This is a genomic window from Streptomyces wedmorensis (assembly GCF_000716445.1).
GTDB classification, from domain to species: Bacteria; Actinomycetota; Actinomycetes; order Streptomycetales; family Streptomycetaceae; genus Streptomyces; species Streptomyces wedmorensis.
Genome location: NZ_JNWK01000052.1, coordinates 22,723 through 42,520, shown reverse-complemented (window position 1 = coordinate 42,520; position 19,798 = coordinate 22,723). Strand labels below are relative to the sequence as shown.

The window sequence follows — 19,798 nt, the reverse complement described above, 5'->3', positions numbered from 1 at the left end:
CGACTATTCGGAGTGCGGGAGCGGCCCCACGGACCGTGACCGGACCGCGCCCCACGGACCGCGACCCGCAGGCCACGGCTACTCCGCGCGCTCGCACACGAAGATCGCGGTCCCGGGGATCAGGTTCCCCCGCAGCGGGGACCAGCCGCCCCACTCCTGGCCGTTCCACGCCGGCCACTCCGGCTCGACCAGGTCCACCAGCCGGAACCCGCCGGCCACCACGTCCCGCACCCGGTCCCCGATCGTGCGGTGGTGCTCCACGTACACGGCCCGGCCCTGTTCGTCCTGCTCGACGTACGGCGTGCGGTCGAAGTAGGAGGCCGCCACGGAGAGGCCCTCCGGCCCCGGCTCGTCCGGGAACGCCCAGCGGATCGGGTGCGTCACCGAGAACACCCAGCGACCGCCCGGCCGCAGCACCCGGCGCACCTCGCGGAAGACCCGCACCGGTTCGGCCACGAACGGCACCGCGCCGTACGCCGAGCACGCCAGGTCGAACGAGCCGTCCCGGAAGGGCAGCACCCCGGCGTCGGCCTCCACCAGCGGCACGTCACCGCCGATCCGCAGCGCGTGCTGGAGCTGCCGGTGCGAGAGGTCGAGAGCGACCGGCCGCGCCCCCTGCGCCGCCAGCCACCGCGAGCACTGCGCCGCGCCCGCGCCGATCTCCAGGACGTCGAGGCCCTTCAGTGAGGCGGCCGGCCCGAGCAGGCCGGCCTCGGCCTCGTCGAGCCCCTCCGGGCCCCACACGAACCGGTCGTCGCCGAGGAAGGAGCCGTGCTCGCTCTGGTACTCGTCGGCGTTCCGGTCCCACCAGCCGCGACTCGCGCGGCTGCTCTCCGCGTCCCCCGCGTCACGCCGGGTCGCCTCCGCCTCGTCCTCGACCGCGTCTTCGTGTTCGTACTCTTGGTTCATCTCGCCCGCCGATGTAGTTTGCGCTCAGTGCCGCGGTGCGGCGGACCCCGCCGATGCGGCGTGGGAGGCATGAGTAGTGCCGGAATTGCGGCGATCTGCCCAGGGTGCGCGCTTCGCGCATTGACCCTGTCCGGCCGCCCCCGTATGCTAAAGGTTGCGCTGCGGGCCTGCGCGCCTCAGACGGAGCAGGCCGCGCTCGTACCTGTTGTATGTCCCCTCGGTTTTCGAGGTTCCCCCCGTCCGCGGGAAGGGTTCCTCATTGGCTGTCCGGCTTCTTGGTGCGATACGGGCTCTCGGCGTAGCAGTACCTACGACTTTCTGTCCGTAACCGGAGCCCTTTCCCACATGACGAGCAGCACCGAGACCACCGCCACCAGCACCACCCCGCAGGTTGCGGTCAACGACATCGGTAACGAGGAAGCCTTCCTCGCCGCGATCGACGAGACGATCAAGTACTTCAACGACGGCGACATCGTCGACGGCGTCATCGTGAAGGTCGACCGGGACGAGGTCCTGCTCGACATCGGTTACAAGACCGAAGGCGTCATCCCGAGCCGCGAGCTCTCGATCAAGCACGACGTCGACCCGAACGAGGTCGTCAAGGTCGGCGACGAGATCGAGGCCCTGGTTCTCCAGAAGGAGGACAAGGAAGGCCGCCTGATCCTCTCGAAGAAGCGTGCCCAGTACGAGCGCGCCTGGGGCACCATCGAGAAGATCAAGGAAGAGGACGGCATCGTCACCGGTACCGTCATCGAGGTCGTCAAGGGTGGTCTCATCCTCGACATCGGCCTCCGTGGCTTCCTGCCGGCCTCCCTCGTCGAGATGCGTCGTGTCCGCGACCTCCAGCCCTACGTGGGCAAGGAGCTCGAGGCGAAGATCATCGAGCTGGACAAGAACCGCAACAACGTGGTCCTGTCCCGCCGTGCCTGGCTCGAGCAGACCCAGTCCGAGGTTCGCCAGACGTTCCTCACCACCCTGCAGAAGGGTCAGGTCCGCTCCGGCGTCGTTTCCTCGATCGTCAACTTCGGTGCCTTCGTGGACCTGGGTGGCGTCGACGGTCTCGTGCACGTCTCCGAGCTGTCCTGGAAGCACATCGACCACCCGTCCGAGGTTGTCGAGGTCGGCCAGGAGGTCACCGTCGAGGTTCTCGACGTCGACATGGACCGCGAGCGTGTCTCCCTGTCGCTGAAGGCGACGCAGGAGGACCCGTGGCAGCAGTTCGCCCGTACGCACCAGATCGGTCAGGTCGTCCCGGGTAAGGTCACCAAGCTGGTTCCGTTCGGTGCGTTCGTCCGCGTGGACGAGGGCATCGAGGGTCTGGTCCACATCTCCGAGCTGGCCGAGCGCCACGTGGAGATCCCGGAGCAGGTCGTCCAGGTCAACGACGAGATCTTCGTCAAGGTCATCGACATCGACCTCGAGCGTCGTCGCATCAGCCTCTCGCTGAAGCAGGCCAACGAGTCCTTCGGTGCCGACCCGGCCTCGGTCGAGTTCGACCCGACCCTGTACGGCATGGCCGCGTCCTACGACGACCAGGGCAACTACATCTACCCCGAGGGCTTCGACCCCGAGACCAACGACTGGCTCGAGGGCTTCGAGACCCAGCGCGAGGCCTGGGAGACCCAGTACGCCGAGGCGCAGGCTCGCTTCGAGCAGCACCAGGCTCAGGTCATCAAGTCCCGCGAGGCCGACGAGGCCGCCGCTGCCGAGGGTGCTGCCGCCCCGGCCGCCGGCAACGCCGGTGCGGGCATCTCGGGTGGTTCGTACTCCTCGGAGTCGGACGACAACTCCGGCGCCCTGGCGTCGGACGAGGCGCTCGCCGCCCTGCGCGAGAAGCTGGCCGGCGGCCAGAGCTGAACAGGCTCTCCGCTGAGCGCTAGCCGCTAGCGAATCGAGGCCCGCTCCCCTTCGGGGGAGCGGGCCTCGGTCATTTCCGGGGCCGCGCGGCCCTTCAGGGGGTGACGGCGATGTTCGTCAGGCCGTTCCCGCCGGTCACCGTGTTCGAGGCGTACACCGTGGTCCTGCAGGTGCCGCTCTGGTCGGCGACGTTGATCGCGAGCCGCTGGGACCCGGTCGCGCCCGTCAGGTTCGCGCGGTTGTCCCGGAAGACCGTCCCGCAGCCCCAGCCGCTCTGCTGGCTGTGGGTCTCGAAGCCGTTGTTCGTCGTGTTCACGCCGGAGTTGCCCTCCACGAGGACGTTGTTGCCCTTCACGTCGACCCAGGAGTCGTCGTAGTTGGCGCCGGTCAGCCCGCGCCCGTCGAAGGTGTTGCCGACGATCCGCGCCCCGGTGGTGCCCTCCTTGATGTCGACGCTCTCCCCGCCGACGTCAGGGCCGATGACGTTGTTCAGGATCTGCGCGTTGTCGCTCCGGTCCGTGAGGGTGTTGGCGGTGCCGACGTACACCCCCTCGCCCATGCCCCGGCCGTCGTTCCCGGTGTCGTAGATCCGCGAGTTCTTCAGGACGCCGTTCCTGCTGGAATTGCGGAAGTGCACGCCCTCCATGTCCAGGTCGTGCACGGTGACCCCGTCGATCACCACGCCGTTCGCGGAGTCCGCCATGATCCCCTTCTGTCCGCCGGTCACGGTGATCCCCGTGACCGTCCAGTACGAGGCGCCGTTGAGGTGCAGTCCGTAGCCGCCGCCGGCCGTCAGCACCGCGCGCGACGAGCCGGTCAGGGTGATCCGGGCCGTGGCGGTGCCCGGGACGGTGGCCTTGAAGTTGCCGGCGTACGTGCCGTCCGCGAGGTGGATCGTGTCGCCGGGGCCGGCGCCCGTGAGCGCCGCCTTGAGCTGGGCGGCGGTCGAGACCTCGATGGTGGCCGCAGAGGCGGGCGTGCCGACGAGGGGAACGGCGAGGAGCGCCGGGAGCAGGGGGACGAGCAGCGTTCGGGTGCGCATGGGGTGCCTTCCGGACGGGAACGAGGGGAGTTCCTGTATGTGCACGGTGGTCGTGATGTTGAACGCGACGCTGTCCCGAGACGGTAGGGAGAGGCCGTGAACATGTCAAGGTCTGGACCAGTGGCCGGTCCGGGTCGCTCCCGGGCCGGAACTCCGCCGGAAGATCGCCCCGCACGGGAATGGCCGTGCCGCACCCGGCGTTTCCAGAGAGAACACGAGGAGGAGCGGTAATCGTGCTTGATCCCCAGGATTTGTACGAATGGGACGCGAAGGGCCTGGCCGTCGTCGACCTCGCCCTGGCGCAGGAGTCGGCCGGGCTGGTCATGCTGTACCACTTCGACGGCTACATCGACGCGGGCGAGACCGGCGAGCAGATCATCGACCGTCTGCTCGAAACCCTTCCGCACCAGCTGGTGGCCCGTTTCGACCACGACCGGCTCGTGGACTACCGCGCGCGCCGACCGCTGCTCACCTTCCGGCGCGACCGCTGGACCGCGTACGAGACGCCGTCCATCGAGGTCCGCCTCGTCCAGGACGCCACCGGCGCACCCTTCCTCGTCCTCTCGGGTCCCGAGCCCGACGTGGAGTGGGAGCGGTTCGCGGCCGCCGTCCGGCAGATCATCGAGCGCCTCGGCGTGCGCCTCTCCGTGAACTTCCACGGCATCCCCATGGGCGTCCCGCACACCCGCCCCGTCGGACTCACCCCGCACGGCAGCCGCACCGACCTCATGCCGGGCCACCGCAGCCCGTTCGACGAGGCCCAGGTCCCCGGCAGCGCCGAGTCCCTCGTCGAGTACCGGCTCACCGAGTCCGGCCACGACACCCTCGGTGTCGCCGCGCACGTCCCGCACTACGTCGCCCGCTCCCCGTACCCGGACGCGGCCCTGACCGCCCTCGAAGCCGTCACCGCCGCCACCGGCCTCGTCCTCCCGGGCGTCGCCCACTCCCTCCGCACGGAGGCCCGCCGCACCCAGACCGAGATCGACCGCCAGATCGGCGAGGGTGACGAGGAGCTGGTCGCGCTCGTGCAGGGCCTTGAGCACCAGTACGACGCGGCGGCCGGCGCCGAGACGCGCGGCAGCCTGGTCGCCGAGCCGGTCGACCTGCCGTCGGCGGACGAGCTGGGCCGCGAGTTCGAGCGCTTCCTCGCCGAGCGGGAGGGCGACTCCTAGGGTGTCCTGCCGACCGGGCCGGCCCCGCGGCGCCTCGGCGCCGATCGGGCGGGGCCGCGGTGAGCCCCTCCCGGGGCAGGCCCTAAGCTGCCGCTCATGCTGAAGGTGGGCCTGACCGGCGGGATCGGCGCCGGCAAGAGTGAGGTGTCACGGCTGTTCGTCTCGTACGGGGCCGTGCTGATCGACGCGGACCGGATCGCCCGCGAGGTCGTCGAGCCCGGCACCCCGGGGCTCGCGGCCGTCGTGGAGGCCTTCGGGGAGGACGTCCTCACCGAGGAGGGGACGCTCGACCGGCCCAGGCTCGGCTCCATCGTGTTCGCCGACCCCGACAAGCTCGCCACCCTCAACGCCATCGTCCACCCCCTGGTCGGGGCCCGGTCGGCGGAGCTGGAGAGCCGGGCGGGCGCAGGCGACGTCGTCGTCCACGACGTGCCCCTGCTCACCGAGAACGGACTCGCGCCGCTGTACGACCTGGTGGTCGTCGTCGACGCGTCGCCGGAGACCCAGCTCGACCGGCTGGTACGCCTCCGGGGCATGGTCGAGACCGAGGCCCGTGCCCGGATGTCGGCCCAGGCCACGCGGGAGCAGCGGCTGGCCGTCGCCGACCTGGTGATCGACAACGACGGACCGCTCGACGCACTTGCACCGCAGGTCCGGAAGGTCTGGGACGAACTGGAGCGCCGGGCCGCGGACCGATAGGGCTCCTCCGGCGCCAAACCGCCCACGGGCCCCGGGGTCGTCGGCGGAATGCGGTCACCGGGTCCGGTGTTCAACCACCGGATCGAGGGGAAGGATGCCATCGTGGCCGACAGGAACCCGGAAACGCACGTCATCGACTTCCGCGCCGCCGAGCACCTGCTGGCCGCCCGGGATCCCCGTGGTGCCGTCAAACTCCTCGACTCGGTGATCGCCGCCCATCCCGAGAACACGGCCGCGCGGCTGCTGCGCGCGAGGGCGTTCTTCGCGGCCGCCCAGCTGCGTCCGGCGCAGCTGGAGTTCGAGCTGGTCCTGGAGCGCGAGCCGGACAACGCGTTCGCCCACTTCGCGCTGGCCCGCACCTACGAGCGGTCCGGCCAGGCCACCCAGGCAACCCGGCACTTCCGCCTCGCCGCCGCCCTCGACCCGAAGCCGGAGTACCTCCAGGCCGCGGGCTTCGACACCGGGAACTGAGGGGCGCGGGGTCAGCGCCGAGGGCCGCCGTGATCGGGCTCGTACGGCGGTATGTTCCGGCCCGGCTGCCAGTGCGGGCCCTGGTGGATGTGGTGCAGCACCATCGTCAGGTCGACGACCACCACCAGGAACAGCACCCCACAGGCCGCCGCCCAGCCGGGTCGGCCGAGCAGGGAGAACACGGTCGTGCCGAAGGCGGCCCACAGCAGCCCCCACACGCTCAGCCAGAACCGCAGCCGCAGCGCGCTGCGCGCGGTGGCCGGCTCGTTGCCGCTCCGCATGACGGTCACATCCCCCGTCCGGGTCCCCGAGGGGTACCACCAGCATGTACCCGTGGCGGGGGAATGTGAACGGACGCCCCGGCATCCGCGGGGCCGCCTTCGTCCGCTCAGTGCACGACGCTGTAGCTGCGCCAGGGCAGGGTGTCCGGCGGGATCGAGTCGGCGGTGTTGGTGGCCAGGTAGGTGGACGGCCCCCGGCAGTCACGGGTGGGGTACAGCATGATGTCGACCAGGGTGTTGTTCTCCACCCTGGTCACGCCGGACGGCGCCATTCTGTGGCAGCCGTTCACCGAGGGGCTCGTCACTTTCACCAGCAGCTCGCGTTCCGTCTCGTACTCGAGCGTGCCCACCGCGCTGCGGCCGAGGCCCGAGCAGCCGGCGACGGCGAGAGTGAGCAGCACGGCCCCGGTGGCGGTCGTGAGACGCCGGCGAACGGACATGGCGGATCCTCTTCTGTCGTGTCGTCTCAGGCCACCATGCCGCCCGCGAGGCACGGTGTCATGCGTTGTTGGGCCGCCCGGGGGAACCCGCCTCGCGGCCGTTGTCAGACCCCACCCGTATGGTCGGAGGTCCGATGGGGGATCGCGACGTACAGCGGGAGGAGGGCGGAGGCGTGACACACACCTGGATGACCAGCGCCGCCGTGTTCCTGCCGGCGGCCCTTCCCCGGCAGGGCCGGATCGCGTTCTGGGCGCCCGACGGCGGCGTGCTGCCCGAGCCCGTGGAGAGCGGTGCCGAGCGCGTCGAGCTCACCGTGGCCCGGCGGCACGGCAGCGGTGCCACGGGGCGCACGGTGCCCGCGGTCACCCTGCCGATCGAGGCCGCCCTGCCCCATCTCGTCGTGGCCCGCCACCACCCGGCGGCCCACCCCGCGACCGCCGGCTGGGGAGCCGCCGCCCTGCACGCCCTGCACCTGGCGGCGCGCGGCCGACTGCTGCCCGGCCTCACCGCGGACGACCTGGACGCCTGGCGGGCCGGACCCCTGGACGCCGAGGACATCGCCCATCTGCGGGCCGTCGCCGCGGCCCTCCCGTACGAGGGGCACGCCGTGCCCGTCCCCGGGCGCGGCGCGCTGCGGCTGCCCGAACCCGAGGCCCTCGTGCGCGCCTTCCTGGACGCGGTCGCCGACACCCTGCCCCGGACCCCGGCCGCTGCCCACGCGGTCGGTGCGCCGTTCGCGGCCCGCGCGCCCCAGCACCTGCCTCGCGCGCGTGCCTGGGCGGCCGAGGCCGCGGCCGGAATGGACGCGGGCGTGCGCGTCTCGCTCCGCCTCGACCTCTCGGGGTATGAACTCTTCGACGTCGCGGCCGCCGAGGACGGCGACGAGCGTCACGCGGCCGCCGCGCTCCTCCAGATCCACAGCCTCGCCGACCCCACCCTCGTCATCGACGCCGCGGACCTGTGGGCGGGCGACGGCGAGCACTTCGGGCCCCGCGCCCGCATCGACGCCGTCCTGGCACTCCGTCGGGCCGCCCGTGTCTGGCCCCCGCTCTCCCGGCTCCTGGACCGGGACGTGCCCGACGTCCTCGCGGTCACCGAGAACGAGCTGTACGAACTCCTCGGCCCGGCCGCCGCCCGGCTCGCCGACGCCGGGGTCGCCCTCCACTGGCCGCGCGAGCTCGCCCGCTCGCTGAGCGCCTCCGCCGTCGTCCGGCCGGCCCACGCGGCGCCCGGCTCCGCGACCGACGGCACCGGCTTCTTCGACAGCGAGGAGCTCCTGCGGTTCAACTGGCAGCTCGCCCTCGACGGCGACCCGCTCACCGAGCGGGAGATGGACCTGCTGGCCGAGTCCCACCGGCCCATCGTGCGCCTGCGCGACCAGTGGGTCGTCGTCGACCCCGCGCTCGTCCGCAAGGCGCGCAAGCGGGAACTGGGCCTGCTCGAACCGGTCGACGCCCTGTCCGTCGCCCTCACCGGAGCCGCCGAGGTCGACGGCGAGACCGTGCCCGCCGTCCCGGTCGGGGCGCTCGCCGCGCTCCGCGACCGCCTGCTGGCCGGCCCCGAGGACGTGCAGGCCCCGCCCGGGCTCACCGCCACCCTGCGCGACTACCAGCTCCGCGGCCTCGCCTGGCTCGACCTCATGACCTCGCTCGGCCTCGGCGGGTGCCTGGCCGACGACATGGGCCTCGGCAAGACCGTCACCCTCATCGCCCTCCACCTGCGCCGTGCCCGCCGCGCCCCCACCCTCGTCGTCTGCCCGGCGTCGCTGCTCGGCAACTGGCAGCGGGAAGTGCGGAAGTTCGCCCCCGACGTGCCCGTCCGCCGGTTCCACGGCGCCGACCGCGACCTGACCGGCACCGAGGGCGGCTTCGTCCTCACGACCTACGGCACCCTGCGCACCAGCGCCGCCGAACTGGCCGCCCGGGAATGGGGGATGGTCGTCGCCGACGAGGCACAGCACGTCAAGAACCCGTTCTCCGCGACGGCCAAGGCGCTGCGCGAGATCCCCGCCCCGGCGCGCGTCGCACTGACCGGCACCCCCGTGGAGAACAACCTCTCCGAACTCTGGGCGCTCCTCGACTGGACCACCCCCGGACTCCTCGGACCGCTCAAGGCGTTCCGGGCCCGCCACGCCAGGGCCGTCGAGAACCACGAGGAGATCGAGCACGAGGAGGCCGTCGAGCGGCTCGCCCGGCTCGTGCGGCCCTTCCTGCTGCGCCGCCGCAAGTCCGACCCCGGCATCGTCCCCGAGCTGCCGCCCAAGACGGAGTCCGACCACCCCGTCGCCCTCACCCGGGAACAGGCCTCGCTGTACGAGGCGGTGGTCCGAGAGACCATGGAGCGGATCGAGGCGGCCGAGGGCATGGCCCGCCGGGGCCTCGTCATGAAGCTGTTGACCTCCCTCAAGCAGATCTGCAACCACCCCGCCCAGTACCTCAAGGAACAGGTCCCGCGCGGCAGCGGCACGACCCGGCTCGCCGGCCGCTCGGGGAAGCTCGCCCTGCTCGACGAACTCCTCGACACGATCCTCGCCGAGGACGGCTCCGTGCTCGTCTTCACCCAGTACGTGTCGATGGCGCGGCTCCTCGCCGATCACCTCGCCGCCCGCGGCATCCCGGCCCAACTGCTGCACGGCGGCACCCCGGTGGCCGAGCGGGAGCGCATGGTCGACCGCTTCCAGGACGGTGAGGTCCCCGTCTTCCTGCTGTCCCTCAAGGCCGCGGGCACCGGCCTCAACCTCACGCGGGCCGGCCATGTCGTCCACTACGACCGCTGGTGGAACCCGGCCGTCGAGGAGCAGGCGACCGACCGTGCCTACCGCATCGGGCAGACCCAGCCGGTGCAGGTGCACCGGCTCGTCGCCGAGGGCACGGTCGAGGACCGCATCGCCGAGATGCTCCGGGCCAAGCGGGCGCTGGCGGACGCCGTCCTCGGCTCCGGCGAGGCCGCCCTCACCGAACTCACCGACCGGGAGCTGGCCGACCTGGTGTCCCTGAGGAGGCCCGCGTGAACCACGCACGGGGCGCGCGCGGAGCCGCCCCCCGCCACGACGACCGCCGCCGCAGCTTCCCGCAGGTCGCACCCCGCGACGTGCCCGACGGCCGGTTCGCCGCGACCTGGTGGGGGAACGCCTGGGTCGAGGCCCTGGAGGACACCGCGCTCGACCCGGCCCGCCTCGCCCGCGGCAAGGCGTACGCCGGGCGCGGGCACGTCGACGCGATCACGGTCACCCCCGGCCGGGTCGTCGCCTACGTCCACGGCAGTCGGGCCCGCCCGTACCGCACCGAGATCAGGATGCGGGCCCTCGGCGACGACGGCTGGGAGCGGTTCCTCGACGAGGCCACCGCCCGGCCCGACCACATCGCCGCCCTGCTCGACAAGGACGTGCCGCACGCCCTTGAGGCGGTCACCGGACTGCTGCCCGCGGCGGGGGACCTCGTCCCCGACTGCTCCTGCCCCGACGACGGCTACCCCTGCAAGCACGCCGCGGCCCTCTGCTACCAGGCGGCCCGCCTCCTCGACGAGGACCCGTTCGTCCTCTTCCTGATGCGCGGCCGCGGTGAGCAGGAGCTGCTCGCCGAACTCACCCGGCGCAACGCGGCCCGCTCCGCCGCCGAGACCACCGCGGCCGCGCCGCCGATGCCCACGGTCCTCGCCCGGACCGTGCTGGTCACGGCCGCCGGCTCCTGGAGCCCGCCGCTGCCTCCCGAACTGCCGGTCCCGGACCGGCCCGGCCGCCCGGCCGTCTTCCCGCCGGACCCGCACGCCCCCGACCCGCTCGCCCTCGACCTGCTCGCCACCGAGGCCGCCGTCCGCGCCCACGGCTTCCTCGCCACCGGCCACGACCCGGTCGCCGCGCTCACCCCCTGGCAGGACGCGGTCCGGCTGGCCGCCGCGCACCCCGGTTCGGGGCTCACCGCCTCGACCCGCGCGCTCTACCGCGACCTGGCGTGCGCCCTCGACCGCACCCCCACGGAGCTGGCGCGTGCCGTCGCCGCCTGGCGGCAGGGCGGCGCCGCGGGCCTCGTCGTCCTGGAGGAGCCGTGGGACCCGCCGGCGGGCCCGTTCGACCGTGCCAGACCCGCGCTGATCGCCGCCGACTTCCCCGCCTTCCGCCCCTGGCGCAACCGGCTCTCCACCGAATCCCTCCAACTCCGCCTCGGCAGGGACGGCCTCTGGTACGGCTACGAGTCGGACGCCGGGCGCGAGGACTGGTGGCCGCGCGGCGCCCCCGACCCGGACCCGGTCGGCGCCCTCACCGACCTCCTGGGGCGATGACCGGACACGCGAACGGAGTCCCACTCGATGGAGTGAAACCCGTCAACGGCCGGATCCGGCCCACCCGTTTGTCGCGTTGATTCCGGTACGGGCACTCGCCCGTGTACACCTCCGGAAGGCAGGAAGCCATGAGGCAGATTCGCCGAAGTGGTCTGGCCACACTGTTGGTCACGGGTGGGGCGCTCGCGCTCTCGGCGGGCGCCGCGCACGCCGACTCCGGCGCCCAGGGCGCCGCGGTCGGTTCGCCGGGCGTCGGCTCCGGCAACACGCTTCAGCTGCCGGTGCACGTGCCGGTCAACGCCTGCGGGAACACGGTCAACGTCGTCGGACTGCTCAACCCGGCCTTCGGCAACCGCTGTGCCAACCGCTCCGCCGAGCCCGACGGCTACGGCGCCGACGAGAACGGCGGCGGCCGTTCCCACAAGGACGAGCCCGCCACCCCCCGCGGTGGAGAGCAGGCCGGCGGCTCCCACAGCGGCGGGGGCGGTTCCTCCAACGGCGGCGGGGCCACCGCCGACAGCAGCGCCGCGGGCTCCCCCGGCGTGCTCTCCGGGAACGGCCTCCAGCTGCCCGTCGACCTGCCCGTGAACCTCAGCGGGAACTCGGTCAACGTGGTCGGCATCGGCAACCCGGTCTTCGGCAACACCTCGGTCAACGGCCCCGGCAAGCCCGAGCAGCCGATCGAGATCCCCACGCCGCGCCCGCAGACCCCCGTCCGGAACGTGCCGGTCCCGCAGGCCGAGACCGAGACCCCGGCCCCGGCGCCGCAGGGTGAGACGAGTTCGGTCGCGCTGGCCGCCACCGGTTCGGACTCCATCGGGTACGCCGGCTCCGCCAGCGCCGCGCTGCTGCTCGGCGGCGCCCTGATGTACCGTCGCGCGCGCCGCGCCGGAGACCGGGCCTGAGGGTCCGCTCCTCGCGGACCGGCAGCCGCGTGCTGACGCCCGAGCCGTCAGCCGCGTCCCCGGCCGCTCGCGTCCCCGCCGCCGTGACGCCAGGCCCGGAGCACCGCCTCGATGGCGGGAGCGATCCTCGTCCGGGCCTGGTGCCGAGGAACCCCCTGCATCAGCAGGGTGTCGTACGGCGTGTCGACGTGCCGTACGGAAGCGCGCACCGCGGCGGTGACGGCGCCGCGGTCGAGCGAGCGGCCCGCGGCCGTCCGCCCCACCCGGCCGCTTCCCTTCGCCGACGCGTGGACGGCGATCTCCGTGACCCGGTCCTCGGGGCAGGACGGGAAGAGCCGCTGGATCTCGGCCCGGAGGAGCGCGGTGATCTCGGCGTCGAGTGCCGCGCGCCGCACCGCGTCCCGGGCCCGCCGCCTGGCCCGCGCCTCGGCGTCCGCCAGGCAGGCGCGCTCCGCCCGGGCGAGCGCCTCCTCCTCGACGAGCAGGCCCTGGCGCTCGTACCGCGTCCGGCGCCGGTTGTGCCGTACCACCACGGCCCAGAGGCCGCTGTTCTCGCGGGCGCGCCGGGTGAGCGCGGTGTCGCCCCGGCGGAGGAAGACCAGGTGCCCGAGGTCGGCGCAGTCCAGGCACACCGGTGCGTTGAACTCGACGATCATCCGCTCCAGAGGCCCCTGCCGGCACTCCGAGCAGCGGCGGCGTCGGAGCGGTTCGACGACGACGGGTGCGACGAGGTCCATGGCCGGTCCTCCCTCAGCGGACGCCGGGCGCGGCGGCGGCGATGAACGTGGCGAGGGCTTTCTTCGCCTGCTCCGAGCGGTGGGCGCGGTCCGCCTCGTCCACCGCCTCGTGCATGCAGTGGGAATCGACGAAGGCCGCCTCGGCCAGTCGGCGGACCTCCGGGTCGTCGCACACCAACTGGACGCGGAAGAGGGCCTGTCGGGCGGCGGTGCGCTGCCGGTAGGAGGCGTGCCGGGACTCCTCCGCCTCTTCGGATCCGGGTCGGTGGAGCGCCCGGAACCAGCGGTCGTTCTGGCTGTGCCGGTAGTCGACGACCGCGCCCGCGAAGGCGCTGTACGTCGAGATCCGTTCCTGCCTGAGCTGTTCGGTGCGGGCGAGCGCGGCCGTGCGCTCGGTGGCCCGCCCCTGGAACCAGTGTGTGAAGACGACACCCAACAGGGTTCCCGCCACGGCTATCAGCGCCGCATCCATGACCGGCCGCCCTCCCGATTCGTTCGGCCTTCCGACCCGTAGATCATGACAGCCGGGAGGGCGGGGCGTCACTGGCGGTAGCTGCTCAGGAAGCGGCCGATGCGGCTGATCGCGGCGTCCAGGTCGTCGGCGTACGGCAGGGTCAGGATGCGGAAGTGGTCCGGGCGCGGCCAGTTGAAGCCGGTGCCCTGCACGACCTGGATCTTCTCCCGCAGGAGCAGGTCGAGGACGAACTTCTCGTCGTCGTGGATCTTGTGCACGGCGGGGTCGAGGCGCGGGAAGGCGTACAGCGCGCCCTTCGGCTTCACGCAGGAGACGCCCGGGATCTCGTTGAGCTTCTCCCAGGCCCGGTCGCGCTGTTCGCGCAGCCGGCCACCGGGCGCGGTGAGCTCGTGGATCGACTGCCGGCCGCCGAGCGCGGCCTGGATGGCGTACTGGGCGGGGGCGTTGGGGCAGAGCCGCATGGAGGCCAGCATGGTGAGGCCCTCCAGGTAGTTCCTGGCGTGCTGCCTCGGTCCGCTGACGACCAGCCAGCCGGAGCGGAAGCCCGCCACCCGGTAGGTCTTGGAGAGCCCGCCGAAGGTGAGGACGACCAGGTCGGGGGCGAGGGAGGCGGCGGGGTGGTGGACGGCGTCGTCGTAGACGATCTGGTCGTAGATCTCGTCGGCGAAGACCATCAGGCCGTGGCGCCGGGCGAGTTCGAAGATGCCCTCCAGGACCTCCTTCGGGTAGACGGCGCCCGTGGGGTTGTTGGGGTTGATGACGACGATGGCCTTGGTGCGGTCGGTGATCTTCGACGCCATGTCGTCGAGGTCCGGGTACCAGTCGGCGGCCTCGTCGCACAGGTAGTGCACGGGCTTGCCGCCCGCGAGGGTGACGACCGCCGTCCACAGCGGGTAGTCCGGGGCGGGTACGAGGACCTCGTCGCCGTCCTCCAGGAGGGCCTGGACGGCCATCGAGATCAGCTCGGACACGCCGTTGCCGAGGAAGATGTCGTCGACGTCCACGTCCGGCAGGCCCATGGACTGGTAGCGCTGGGCGACCGCGCGGCGGGCGGAGAGGATGCCGCGGGAGTCGGTGTAGCCGTGGGCCTTGGGGAGCATCCGGATCATGTCCTGGACGATCTCCTCGGGCGCCTCGAAGCCGAAGAGCGCCGGGTTGCCGGTGTTGAGGCGCAGGACGCTGTGGCCCGCCTCCTCCAGCGCGTTGGCGTGCTCGATCACCGGGCCGCGGATCTCGTAGCAGACCTCGCTCAGCTTGCTCGACTGCCGGAACTCCATGTCCGACCTCCCCAGGTCCCCGGAATCAGTGTTGCTTGGTTTTACCAAGTTCGAGCTTGGAAAGTCCAACAACATGTCTAGACTGCGTCGCATGCCACGTCAGCCACGCCGCCGCAGCTACGACCAGCACTGCGCCGCCGCGCGCGCCCTCGACCTCGTCGGCGACCGCTGGACCCTGCTCGTCGTCCGCGAACTCCTCGCCGGGCCGCGCCGCTACACCGACCTCCACGCCGACCTGCCCGGCGTCAGCACCGACATGCTCGCCGGCCGCCTCAAGGACATGGAGGCCGCCGAGCTCGTCACCCGGCGCCGGCTGCCCCCGCCCGCCTCGGCGTACGTGTACGAACTCACCCCCCGCGGACGGGACCTGCTGCCCGTCCTGCGCGCCCTCGCGGCCTGGGGGGCGCCGGACCTCGGAGAGCCGCGCCCGACCGACGCCGTCCGCGCGCACTGGTACGCCGTCCCGCTGCTCGGGGCACTCGCCGAGCTCGGCGAAGGTGTCGTCCAAGTGACGCTGGACGAGGGCGAGTTCCACGTACGGATCGCGGCCGACGGCAGTACGGCCCACGGCGACGGCGTGTACGGCGACGGGGTCGCCGAACGTCCCGACGCCCGGCTGAGGACCGACACGGCGACCTGCAGGGCCCTGGCCGGCGGCGAGACGACCCTCGCCGAGGCGCTCGCGTCGGGGCGCGCCACCCTGGAACGGACCGCGACGACCGCGGGGACGGCCTCGCGCTGAGACCCGAGCGGGCACGCGTTCAGGGCCGGGTGACCGCCGGAGCCGTCGCCAGGGCCGCCGCAAGGCGGTCGCGCGCGGCCGTCTGCGCCGCGATGCGGGCGTCGAGCACGGCCAGTCGCTCGCGGGCGATCTCCAGGGCGCGCGCGGACGGCGGAACCGAGGAGACGTCCCCGTCGAGGCACGAGCGGAACGCGGACACGTCGTCCAGCGTCAGGCCGGCCGCGAGGAAGTACCGGATGTTCGCCACCCGCGCGACGGCGCCCTCCTCGTACACCCGGTAGCCGTTGGCCGCACGCGCCGACGCGATCAGCCCCGCCGTCTCGTAGTGACGCAGGGCACGCGCCGACGCCCCCGTCCGCCGGGCCAGTTCACCGATGCGCAAGGGCGCCACCTCCTCGCGCAGTCGTATCACGAGACCAGCGCGCCCCCGTCGACGGGCAGCACGGTGCCCGTCACGAAAGCGGCGTCGGGCGCGGCGAGCGCGGTGATCGCCCAGGCGACCTCGTCGGGCCTGCCGATCCGGCCCAGCGGCGTGTGCGCGAGCTGCCAGGCCCGCAGCGCCTCCCGCCGCTCGGGCGAGAGTCCCATGTGGTCGGCGATCGGTGTCTCGATCGCGCCGGGGGCCACCGCCACCACCCGCACCCCGTCCGGCGCGAGTTCCACCGCCCAGCATCGGGTCAGCGTCTCCAGGGCGCTCTTGGTCGCCGGATAGAAGGAGTTGGCCGGCCAGCCCCGCTGCCCGATGGTCGTCGACACGTTCACCACCACGCCCCGGGACGCCCGGAGCGCGGGGAGGGCGGCCTGGGTGAGCAGCACGGGGGCGACGAGGTTCGTCTCCAGGAGCGGGGTGATGACGGAGCGGTCGAGCGTGCCGAGCGGTCCGCCGACGGAGATCCCGGCGTTGTTGACGAGGACGTCGAGGCGGCCGTGGGCGCCGACGGCGGTCCGCACGATCTCCTCGGCCGCGCCCTCCGCGGTGATGTCGGCGACGAACGGGTGGATTCCGGCGTGTCCCTCGGCGGCCTCCCGCAGCGGCCCCTCGCGGCGGCCGACGGCGACGACCGTCGCCCCCTGCCCGGCGAAGGCCCGCGCGGTGGCCCGGCCGATGCCGGTGCCCGCGCCGGTGACGACGACGACCCTGGTGGATGTGGTGGTGTCCATGCGTGCGATGGTCGAACGGTGACGCCAGTGACAAGGTCAAGCGGGACGCGCGAACGGCGGGCAGGATGAGCGGGATGCGATACGAGGCGATCACCTGGGACCGACTGGCCGAGACCCTGGCCGGGCACGTCGACGCCGCCACCCCCGGCGACGGCGGCGAGTGGCTCAAGGTCGGCATCGACGGGCCGCCCGCCGCGCCCGGCGGCGAGCTGGCCGGCCTGCTCGCCGAGGCGCTGCGGGCACGCGGGCGCTCCGTCCACGTGGTCGGCACCGGGGGGTTCCTCCGCCCCGCGTCCCTCCGGTTCGAGTACGGGAAGCGGGACCCCGACGCGTACTACGACGGATGGGTCGACACCGGGGCCCTGTGGCGGGAGGTCTTCGGCCCGCTGGAGCCCGGCGGCACCGGTCGTGTGCTGCCCGACCTGTGGGACCCGGTCAAGGACCGGGCGACCCGCAGCCCGTACGTCACGCTGCCGCCCGGCGGCGTGCTCGTGGTGCACGGGCCCTTCCTCCTCGGCCACTGGTTCCCCTTCGACCTCACCGTGCACCTGCGGCTGTCAGCCGCCGCCCTCGCCCGGCGCACCGAAGAGCAGTGGACCCTCCCCGCCTTCGTCCGGTACGAGTCGGAGGTCGACCCCGCCGGTACCGCCGACGCCGTCGTACGCGCCGACGACCCGCGCCACCCGGCCTGGACCGGTCTCGGCGGCTAGGGTCCTTCCGGCCAGGTCCTGTCCGGCGGTCTGCCGCCCACGACCGTGACCGCCTCCGCGCCCGCGTGGCAGCCCGCCTCGGCGGCGCGCACGGGGTCCGCGCCGGCGAGCAGGGCCGCGAGGAAGGCCCCGGTGAACGCGTCGCCCGCGCCCGTCGAGTCGACGCGTCGGGCCGGGGGCACCGGGGGTGCCGCCACCCGTGCCGTGACCCCGCCGTCCTCGGCGACGACGGCGCCGGCGGCACCGAGGGTGACCACGACGAGGGGGAAGCGACGGCTCAACTCGGCGGCCGCCGAATCCGGTTCGGCGATGCCGGTGAGCGACCGGGCCTCGTCGGCGTTGGGCAGCAGGACCTCGGCGCCCTTCGCGGCGGCCAGGAACCGTTCCGCGCCCAGCCGCTCGAGGAACCCCGCCGAGGCCGGGTCGACGCTCACCGGGACGCCCGCCGCCCGGGCGTCCCGCAGGGCGCGGCGGGCCGTCTCGCGACTCGGGGCGGCGAAGAACAGATAGCCGGAGAGGTGCAGCCGGGCCACGCCGTCGAGCAGCCGGGCGGACCAGTCGGCGGGGGAGAGGCGGAGCGCGGCGCCGCTGTCGGTCAGGAAGGTGCGCTCCGAGGTGGCGTCCACGAGTGCGATCACCGTGGCCGTGGCGGTCTCCTCGTCCGGTACCAGGAGGGGCCGCACCCCGGCCCGCCGCAGCGCCCGCTCGTGCCAGCCGGCCGCGTCGGCCCCCACCCGGCCGAGCAGCCGCACCTGTTCGTGGCCTGAACGGACCGCCCAGCAGGCGGCGTTGGCTCCGGCGCCGCCCGGGAGGGTCCGGATCTCCGCCGCCGTGTCCGTCGCGGGCGCGAGGGGTGACCGGTGCCGGGCGACGACGTCCGTGACCACGTCCCCGACGACGAGCAGCGCGCCTCCCGACGTGCTCACCGGCCGTCCGGGCCGCGCGTGTCCGCCCCGGCCGATCCTGCCCTGTTCGCTCCTGCCCCGGCCGATCCCGCCCTGTTCGCTCCTGCCCCGGTCGATCCTGCCCTGTTCGCTCCTGCCTCGGCCGATCCCGCCCTGTTCGCTCCTGCCCCGGCCGATCGCGTCCCGGTCGCTCCCGTGCCGTACGCGCCCGCGATGCTCGCCGCGAGCCGCACGTTGCCCCGTACCGCCGCGAGGTTCGCCTCCAGCGACGCCCCTTCCGTGTGCACCGTCAGGTGTTCGAGGAGGAAGGGGGTCACCGCCTGGCCGGTGATCCCCTTCTCCTTCGCCGCCGCGAGGGCCTGCGCCAGCACCCGCTCGTGCAGGGCGGGGTCCAACTGCTCGGCCTCCGGGACCGGGTTGGCGACGACGAGCGCAGCCGGGGGCCCGCCGAGCGCGTCCTGGGACCGTATGACCGCCGCCACCTCCTCCGGGGTGCGCAGGGTCCAGTCGACGGGTTCGCCCGATGAGGAGAGGTAGAAGCCGGGGAAGCGGTCCGTGCCGTATCCGACGACCGTCACGCCCAGCGTCTCCAGTCGCTGGAGCGTCGCGGGCACGTCGAGGATCGACTTGACCCCGGCGCAGACGACGGTGATCCCGACCCGGGCGAGCAGCCGGAGGTCGGCGGACTCGTCCTGCGTCTCGCTCCACTCCCGGTGCACCCCGCCGAGGCCGCCGGTCGCGAACACCCGTATCCCGGCGGCGGCCGCGAGCCAGGCCGTCGCCGATACCGTCGTGGCGCCCGTGGCGCCGGTCGCCAGGGCCGGGGCCAGGTCGCGGTGCCCCAGCTTCCGTACCGCCGGGTCCTCGGCGATGCGGGTCAGGGCCGTCCGGTCCAGGCCCACTCTGGCCGTGCCGTCGACCACCGCGATGGTGGCGGGGACGGCGCCCCCGGCCCGTACGAGCTCCTCCAGTTCCAGCGCCACGGCGAGGTTGCGCGGGCGGGGCAGGCCGTGGGCGATGATCGTCGATTCGAGCGCGACGACGGGGCGGCCCTCGTGGAGCGCCTCCCGTACCTCTTCGGACACCTGTGTGGACATGTCCCATTCCTTGGCGCGCCCACGGGCCCCGCAAACCTCGGCGGCGACCTCCCGCCACGGCCCGGCCGGGGCCTGCGGAATCCGTCACGGGCCGCCCGGGGCGACCGGCGGGGGAGGCCGCCGCACCCGCCGGACGCTGCGCCGGAGGGTGTGTGCGGATTTCGTCGCCGTCCCGGGATCCGGGTATCGCTCCTGGTGGGGGGCGAAACGGAGTGGGTTATTCCATCCGGTCCCGGCCGTGGGGTGACCGTGGATCCCCGCTACAGTCACCGCCCATGACCACTCATGACCTGCCTTCCTTCGCCGTGCACATCCCCGACGCCGAGCTCGAAGCGGAGCCGCTCGACCCCGGCCAGATCGTCTCCGGCACGCCCGAGGTGACCGGCAAGGTGCTGTGGGAGTCCGCCGACGGGAAGCAGCTGCGAGGCATCTGGCAGATCACCCCCGGCGTCGTCACCGACACGGAGGCCAACGAGCTGTTCGTGGTGGTCTCCGGGCGGGCGACCGTCGCCGTCGAGGGCGGCGAGACGCTGGAGATCGGACCCGGCGACGCCTGTGTGCTGCGCGAGGGCGACCGGACGACCTGGACCGTGCACGAGACCCTCCGCAAGGCGTACCACATCAGCCTCTGAACGCCCG

20 protein-coding genes and 1 pseudogene are annotated in these 19,798 nt (G+C 73.4%); 10 read left to right on the top strand and 11 right to left on the bottom strand.

The genetic code is table 11. From position 1 onward, the window contains the following. Nucleotides 1-78: 78 nt before the first annotated feature. Nucleotides 79-909 (bottom strand): class I SAM-dependent methyltransferase, encoded by an 831-nt coding sequence (locus OO54_RS31855; protein ID WP_017238690.1) that lies wholly within the window; start codon nt 907-909, stop codon nt 79-81. 345 nt (nt 910-1,254) lie between these two features. Between OO54_RS31855 and rpsA the strand changes: the two genes are divergently transcribed. Next, nucleotides 1,255-2,766, top strand: a complete 1,512-nt coding sequence (gene rpsA / locus OO54_RS31850) for a 30S ribosomal protein S1 (protein WP_015032828.1) — start codon at nt 1,255-1,257, stop codon at nt 2,764-2,766. Nucleotides 2,767-2,860: 94 nt separating this feature from the next. Here rpsA and OO54_RS31845 read toward each other — a convergent pair whose 3' ends face one another. Then, nucleotides 2,861-3,808: a right-handed parallel beta-helix repeat-containing protein gene (locus OO54_RS31845; protein ID WP_033209259.1), complete on the bottom strand. Its 948-nt coding sequence runs from the start codon at nt 3,806-3,808 to the stop codon at nt 2,861-2,863. Nucleotides 3,809-4,041: 233 nt separating this feature from the next. Between OO54_RS31845 and OO54_RS31840 the strand changes: the two genes are divergently transcribed. The 3 genes from OO54_RS31840 (at nt 4,042) to OO54_RS31830 (ending at nt 6,150) form a co-directional block, all read left to right on the top strand. Then, nucleotides 4,042-4,980: a PAC2 family protein gene (locus tag OO54_RS31840; RefSeq protein WP_033209256.1), complete on the top strand. Its 939-nt coding sequence runs from the start codon at nt 4,042-4,044 to the stop codon at nt 4,978-4,980. A 96-nt stretch (nt 4,981-5,076) separates the two neighbouring features. Beyond that, complete coding sequence (coaE, locus tag OO54_RS31835) at nt 5,077-5,679, top strand: dephospho-CoA kinase (RefSeq protein WP_033209253.1); 603 nt, start codon at nt 5,077-5,079, stop codon at nt 5,677-5,679. Between the two features lie 102 nt (nt 5,680-5,781). Continuing rightward, nucleotides 5,782-6,150, top strand: a complete 369-nt coding sequence (locus OO54_RS31830; protein ID WP_033209277.1) for a tetratricopeptide repeat protein — start codon at nt 5,782-5,784, stop codon at nt 6,148-6,150. A gap of 11 nt (nt 6,151-6,161) precedes the next feature. Here the strand turns inward: OO54_RS31830 and OO54_RS31825 are convergent, their stop codons facing one another. After that, on the bottom strand, nt 6,162-6,431 hold the full coding sequence (locus OO54_RS31825) for a DUF6343 family protein (protein WP_033209275.1): 270 nt from the start codon (nt 6,429-6,431) through the stop codon (nt 6,162-6,164). A 107-nt stretch (nt 6,432-6,538) separates the two neighbouring features. Further along, nucleotides 6,539-6,871 (bottom strand): hypothetical protein, encoded by a 333-nt coding sequence (locus tag OO54_RS31820; protein WP_017238684.1) that lies wholly within the window; start codon nt 6,869-6,871, stop codon nt 6,539-6,541. Between the two features lie 188 nt (nt 6,872-7,059). Here OO54_RS31820 and OO54_RS31815 point away from each other — a divergent pair, with 188 nt between their 5' ends. The 3 genes from OO54_RS31815 (at nt 7,060) to OO54_RS31805 (ending at nt 12,055) form a co-directional block, all read left to right on the top strand. Next, on the top strand, nt 7,060-9,882 hold the full coding sequence (locus tag OO54_RS31815; RefSeq protein ID WP_033209274.1) for a DEAD/DEAH box helicase: 2,823 nt from the start codon (nt 7,060-7,062) through the stop codon (nt 9,880-9,882). Continuing rightward, the gene (locus tag OO54_RS31810) at nt 9,879-11,150 is read left to right on the top strand and encodes an SWIM zinc finger family protein (protein WP_033209251.1); all 1,272 of its coding nucleotides are present in this window, start codon (nt 9,879-9,881) and stop codon (nt 11,148-11,150) included. Before OO54_RS31815 ends, OO54_RS31810 begins: the two co-directional genes overlap by 4 nt. A 128-nt stretch (nt 11,151-11,278) precedes the next feature. After that, on the top strand, nt 11,279-12,055 hold the full coding sequence (locus tag OO54_RS31805) for a chaplin (RefSeq protein WP_033209248.1): 777 nt from the start codon (nt 11,279-11,281) through the stop codon (nt 12,053-12,055). A gap of 47 nt (nt 12,056-12,102) precedes the next feature. Here OO54_RS31805 and OO54_RS31800 read toward each other — a convergent pair whose 3' ends face one another. From OO54_RS31800 to OO54_RS31790, 3 genes are all read right to left on the bottom strand, one after another. Next, entirely contained in the window at nt 12,103-12,792 is a 690-nt protein-coding gene (locus OO54_RS31800; protein ID WP_033209246.1) for a DUF2293 domain-containing protein, read from the bottom strand. Nucleotides 12,793-12,805: 13 nt separating this feature from the next. Continuing rightward, a complete protein-coding gene (locus OO54_RS31795; protein ID WP_033209244.1) occupies nt 12,806-13,264 on the bottom strand; it encodes a hypothetical protein in 459 nt (152 codons plus the stop codon). A 68-nt stretch (nt 13,265-13,332) separates the two neighbouring features. Further along, nucleotides 13,333-14,544, bottom strand: a complete 1,212-nt coding sequence (locus tag OO54_RS31790) for a pyridoxal phosphate-dependent aminotransferase (protein WP_033209242.1) — start codon at nt 14,542-14,544, stop codon at nt 13,333-13,335. Between the two features lie 91 nt (nt 14,545-14,635). On the opposite strand from OO54_RS31790, the gene OO54_RS31785 reads away from it, so the two are divergent. Further along, nucleotides 14,636-15,286 (top strand): winged helix-turn-helix transcriptional regulator, encoded by a 651-nt coding sequence (locus tag OO54_RS31785; protein WP_017238677.1) that lies wholly within the window; start codon nt 14,636-14,638, stop codon nt 15,284-15,286. Nucleotides 15,287-15,305: 19 nt separating this feature from the next. On the opposite strand, the gene OO54_RS31780 is transcribed toward OO54_RS31785, so the two are convergent. After that, nucleotides 15,306-15,668, bottom strand: a complete 363-nt coding sequence (locus OO54_RS31780) for a MerR family transcriptional regulator (RefSeq protein ID WP_033209240.1) — start codon at nt 15,666-15,668, stop codon at nt 15,306-15,308. Nucleotides 15,669-15,694: 26 nt separating this feature from the next. Further along, nucleotides 15,695-16,447 carry an SDR family NAD(P)-dependent oxidoreductase gene (locus OO54_RS31775; protein ID WP_033209238.1) on the bottom strand — a complete coding sequence of 251 codons (753 nt, stop codon included), beginning with the start codon at nt 16,445-16,447 and terminating at the stop codon, nt 15,695-15,697. A gap of 74 nt (nt 16,448-16,521) precedes the next feature. Here OO54_RS31775 and OO54_RS31770 point away from each other — a divergent pair, with 74 nt between their 5' ends. Then, nucleotides 16,522-17,157, top strand: a complete 636-nt coding sequence (locus OO54_RS31770) for a nucleoside/nucleotide kinase family protein (RefSeq protein WP_033209236.1) — start codon at nt 16,522-16,524, stop codon at nt 17,155-17,157. On the opposite strand, the gene OO54_RS31765 is transcribed toward OO54_RS31770, so the two are convergent. After that, on the bottom strand, nt 17,154-18,083 hold the full coding sequence (locus OO54_RS31765; protein ID WP_033209234.1) for a carbohydrate kinase family protein: 930 nt from the start codon (nt 18,081-18,083) through the stop codon (nt 17,154-17,156). The genes OO54_RS31770 and OO54_RS31765 overlap by 4 nt on opposite strands. A gap of 179 nt (nt 18,084-18,262) precedes the next feature. Beyond that, a pseudogene (locus OO54_RS31760) lies at nt 18,263-19,159 on the bottom strand (pseudouridine-5'-phosphate glycosidase); the annotation flags it as partial. A gap of 275 nt (nt 19,160-19,434) precedes the next feature. Between OO54_RS31760 and OO54_RS31755 the strand changes: the two are divergent. Beyond that, nucleotides 19,435-19,791, top strand: a complete 357-nt coding sequence (locus OO54_RS31755) for a cupin domain-containing protein (RefSeq protein WP_017238672.1) — start codon at nt 19,435-19,437, stop codon at nt 19,789-19,791. Nucleotides 19,792-19,798 lie beyond the last annotated feature (7 nt).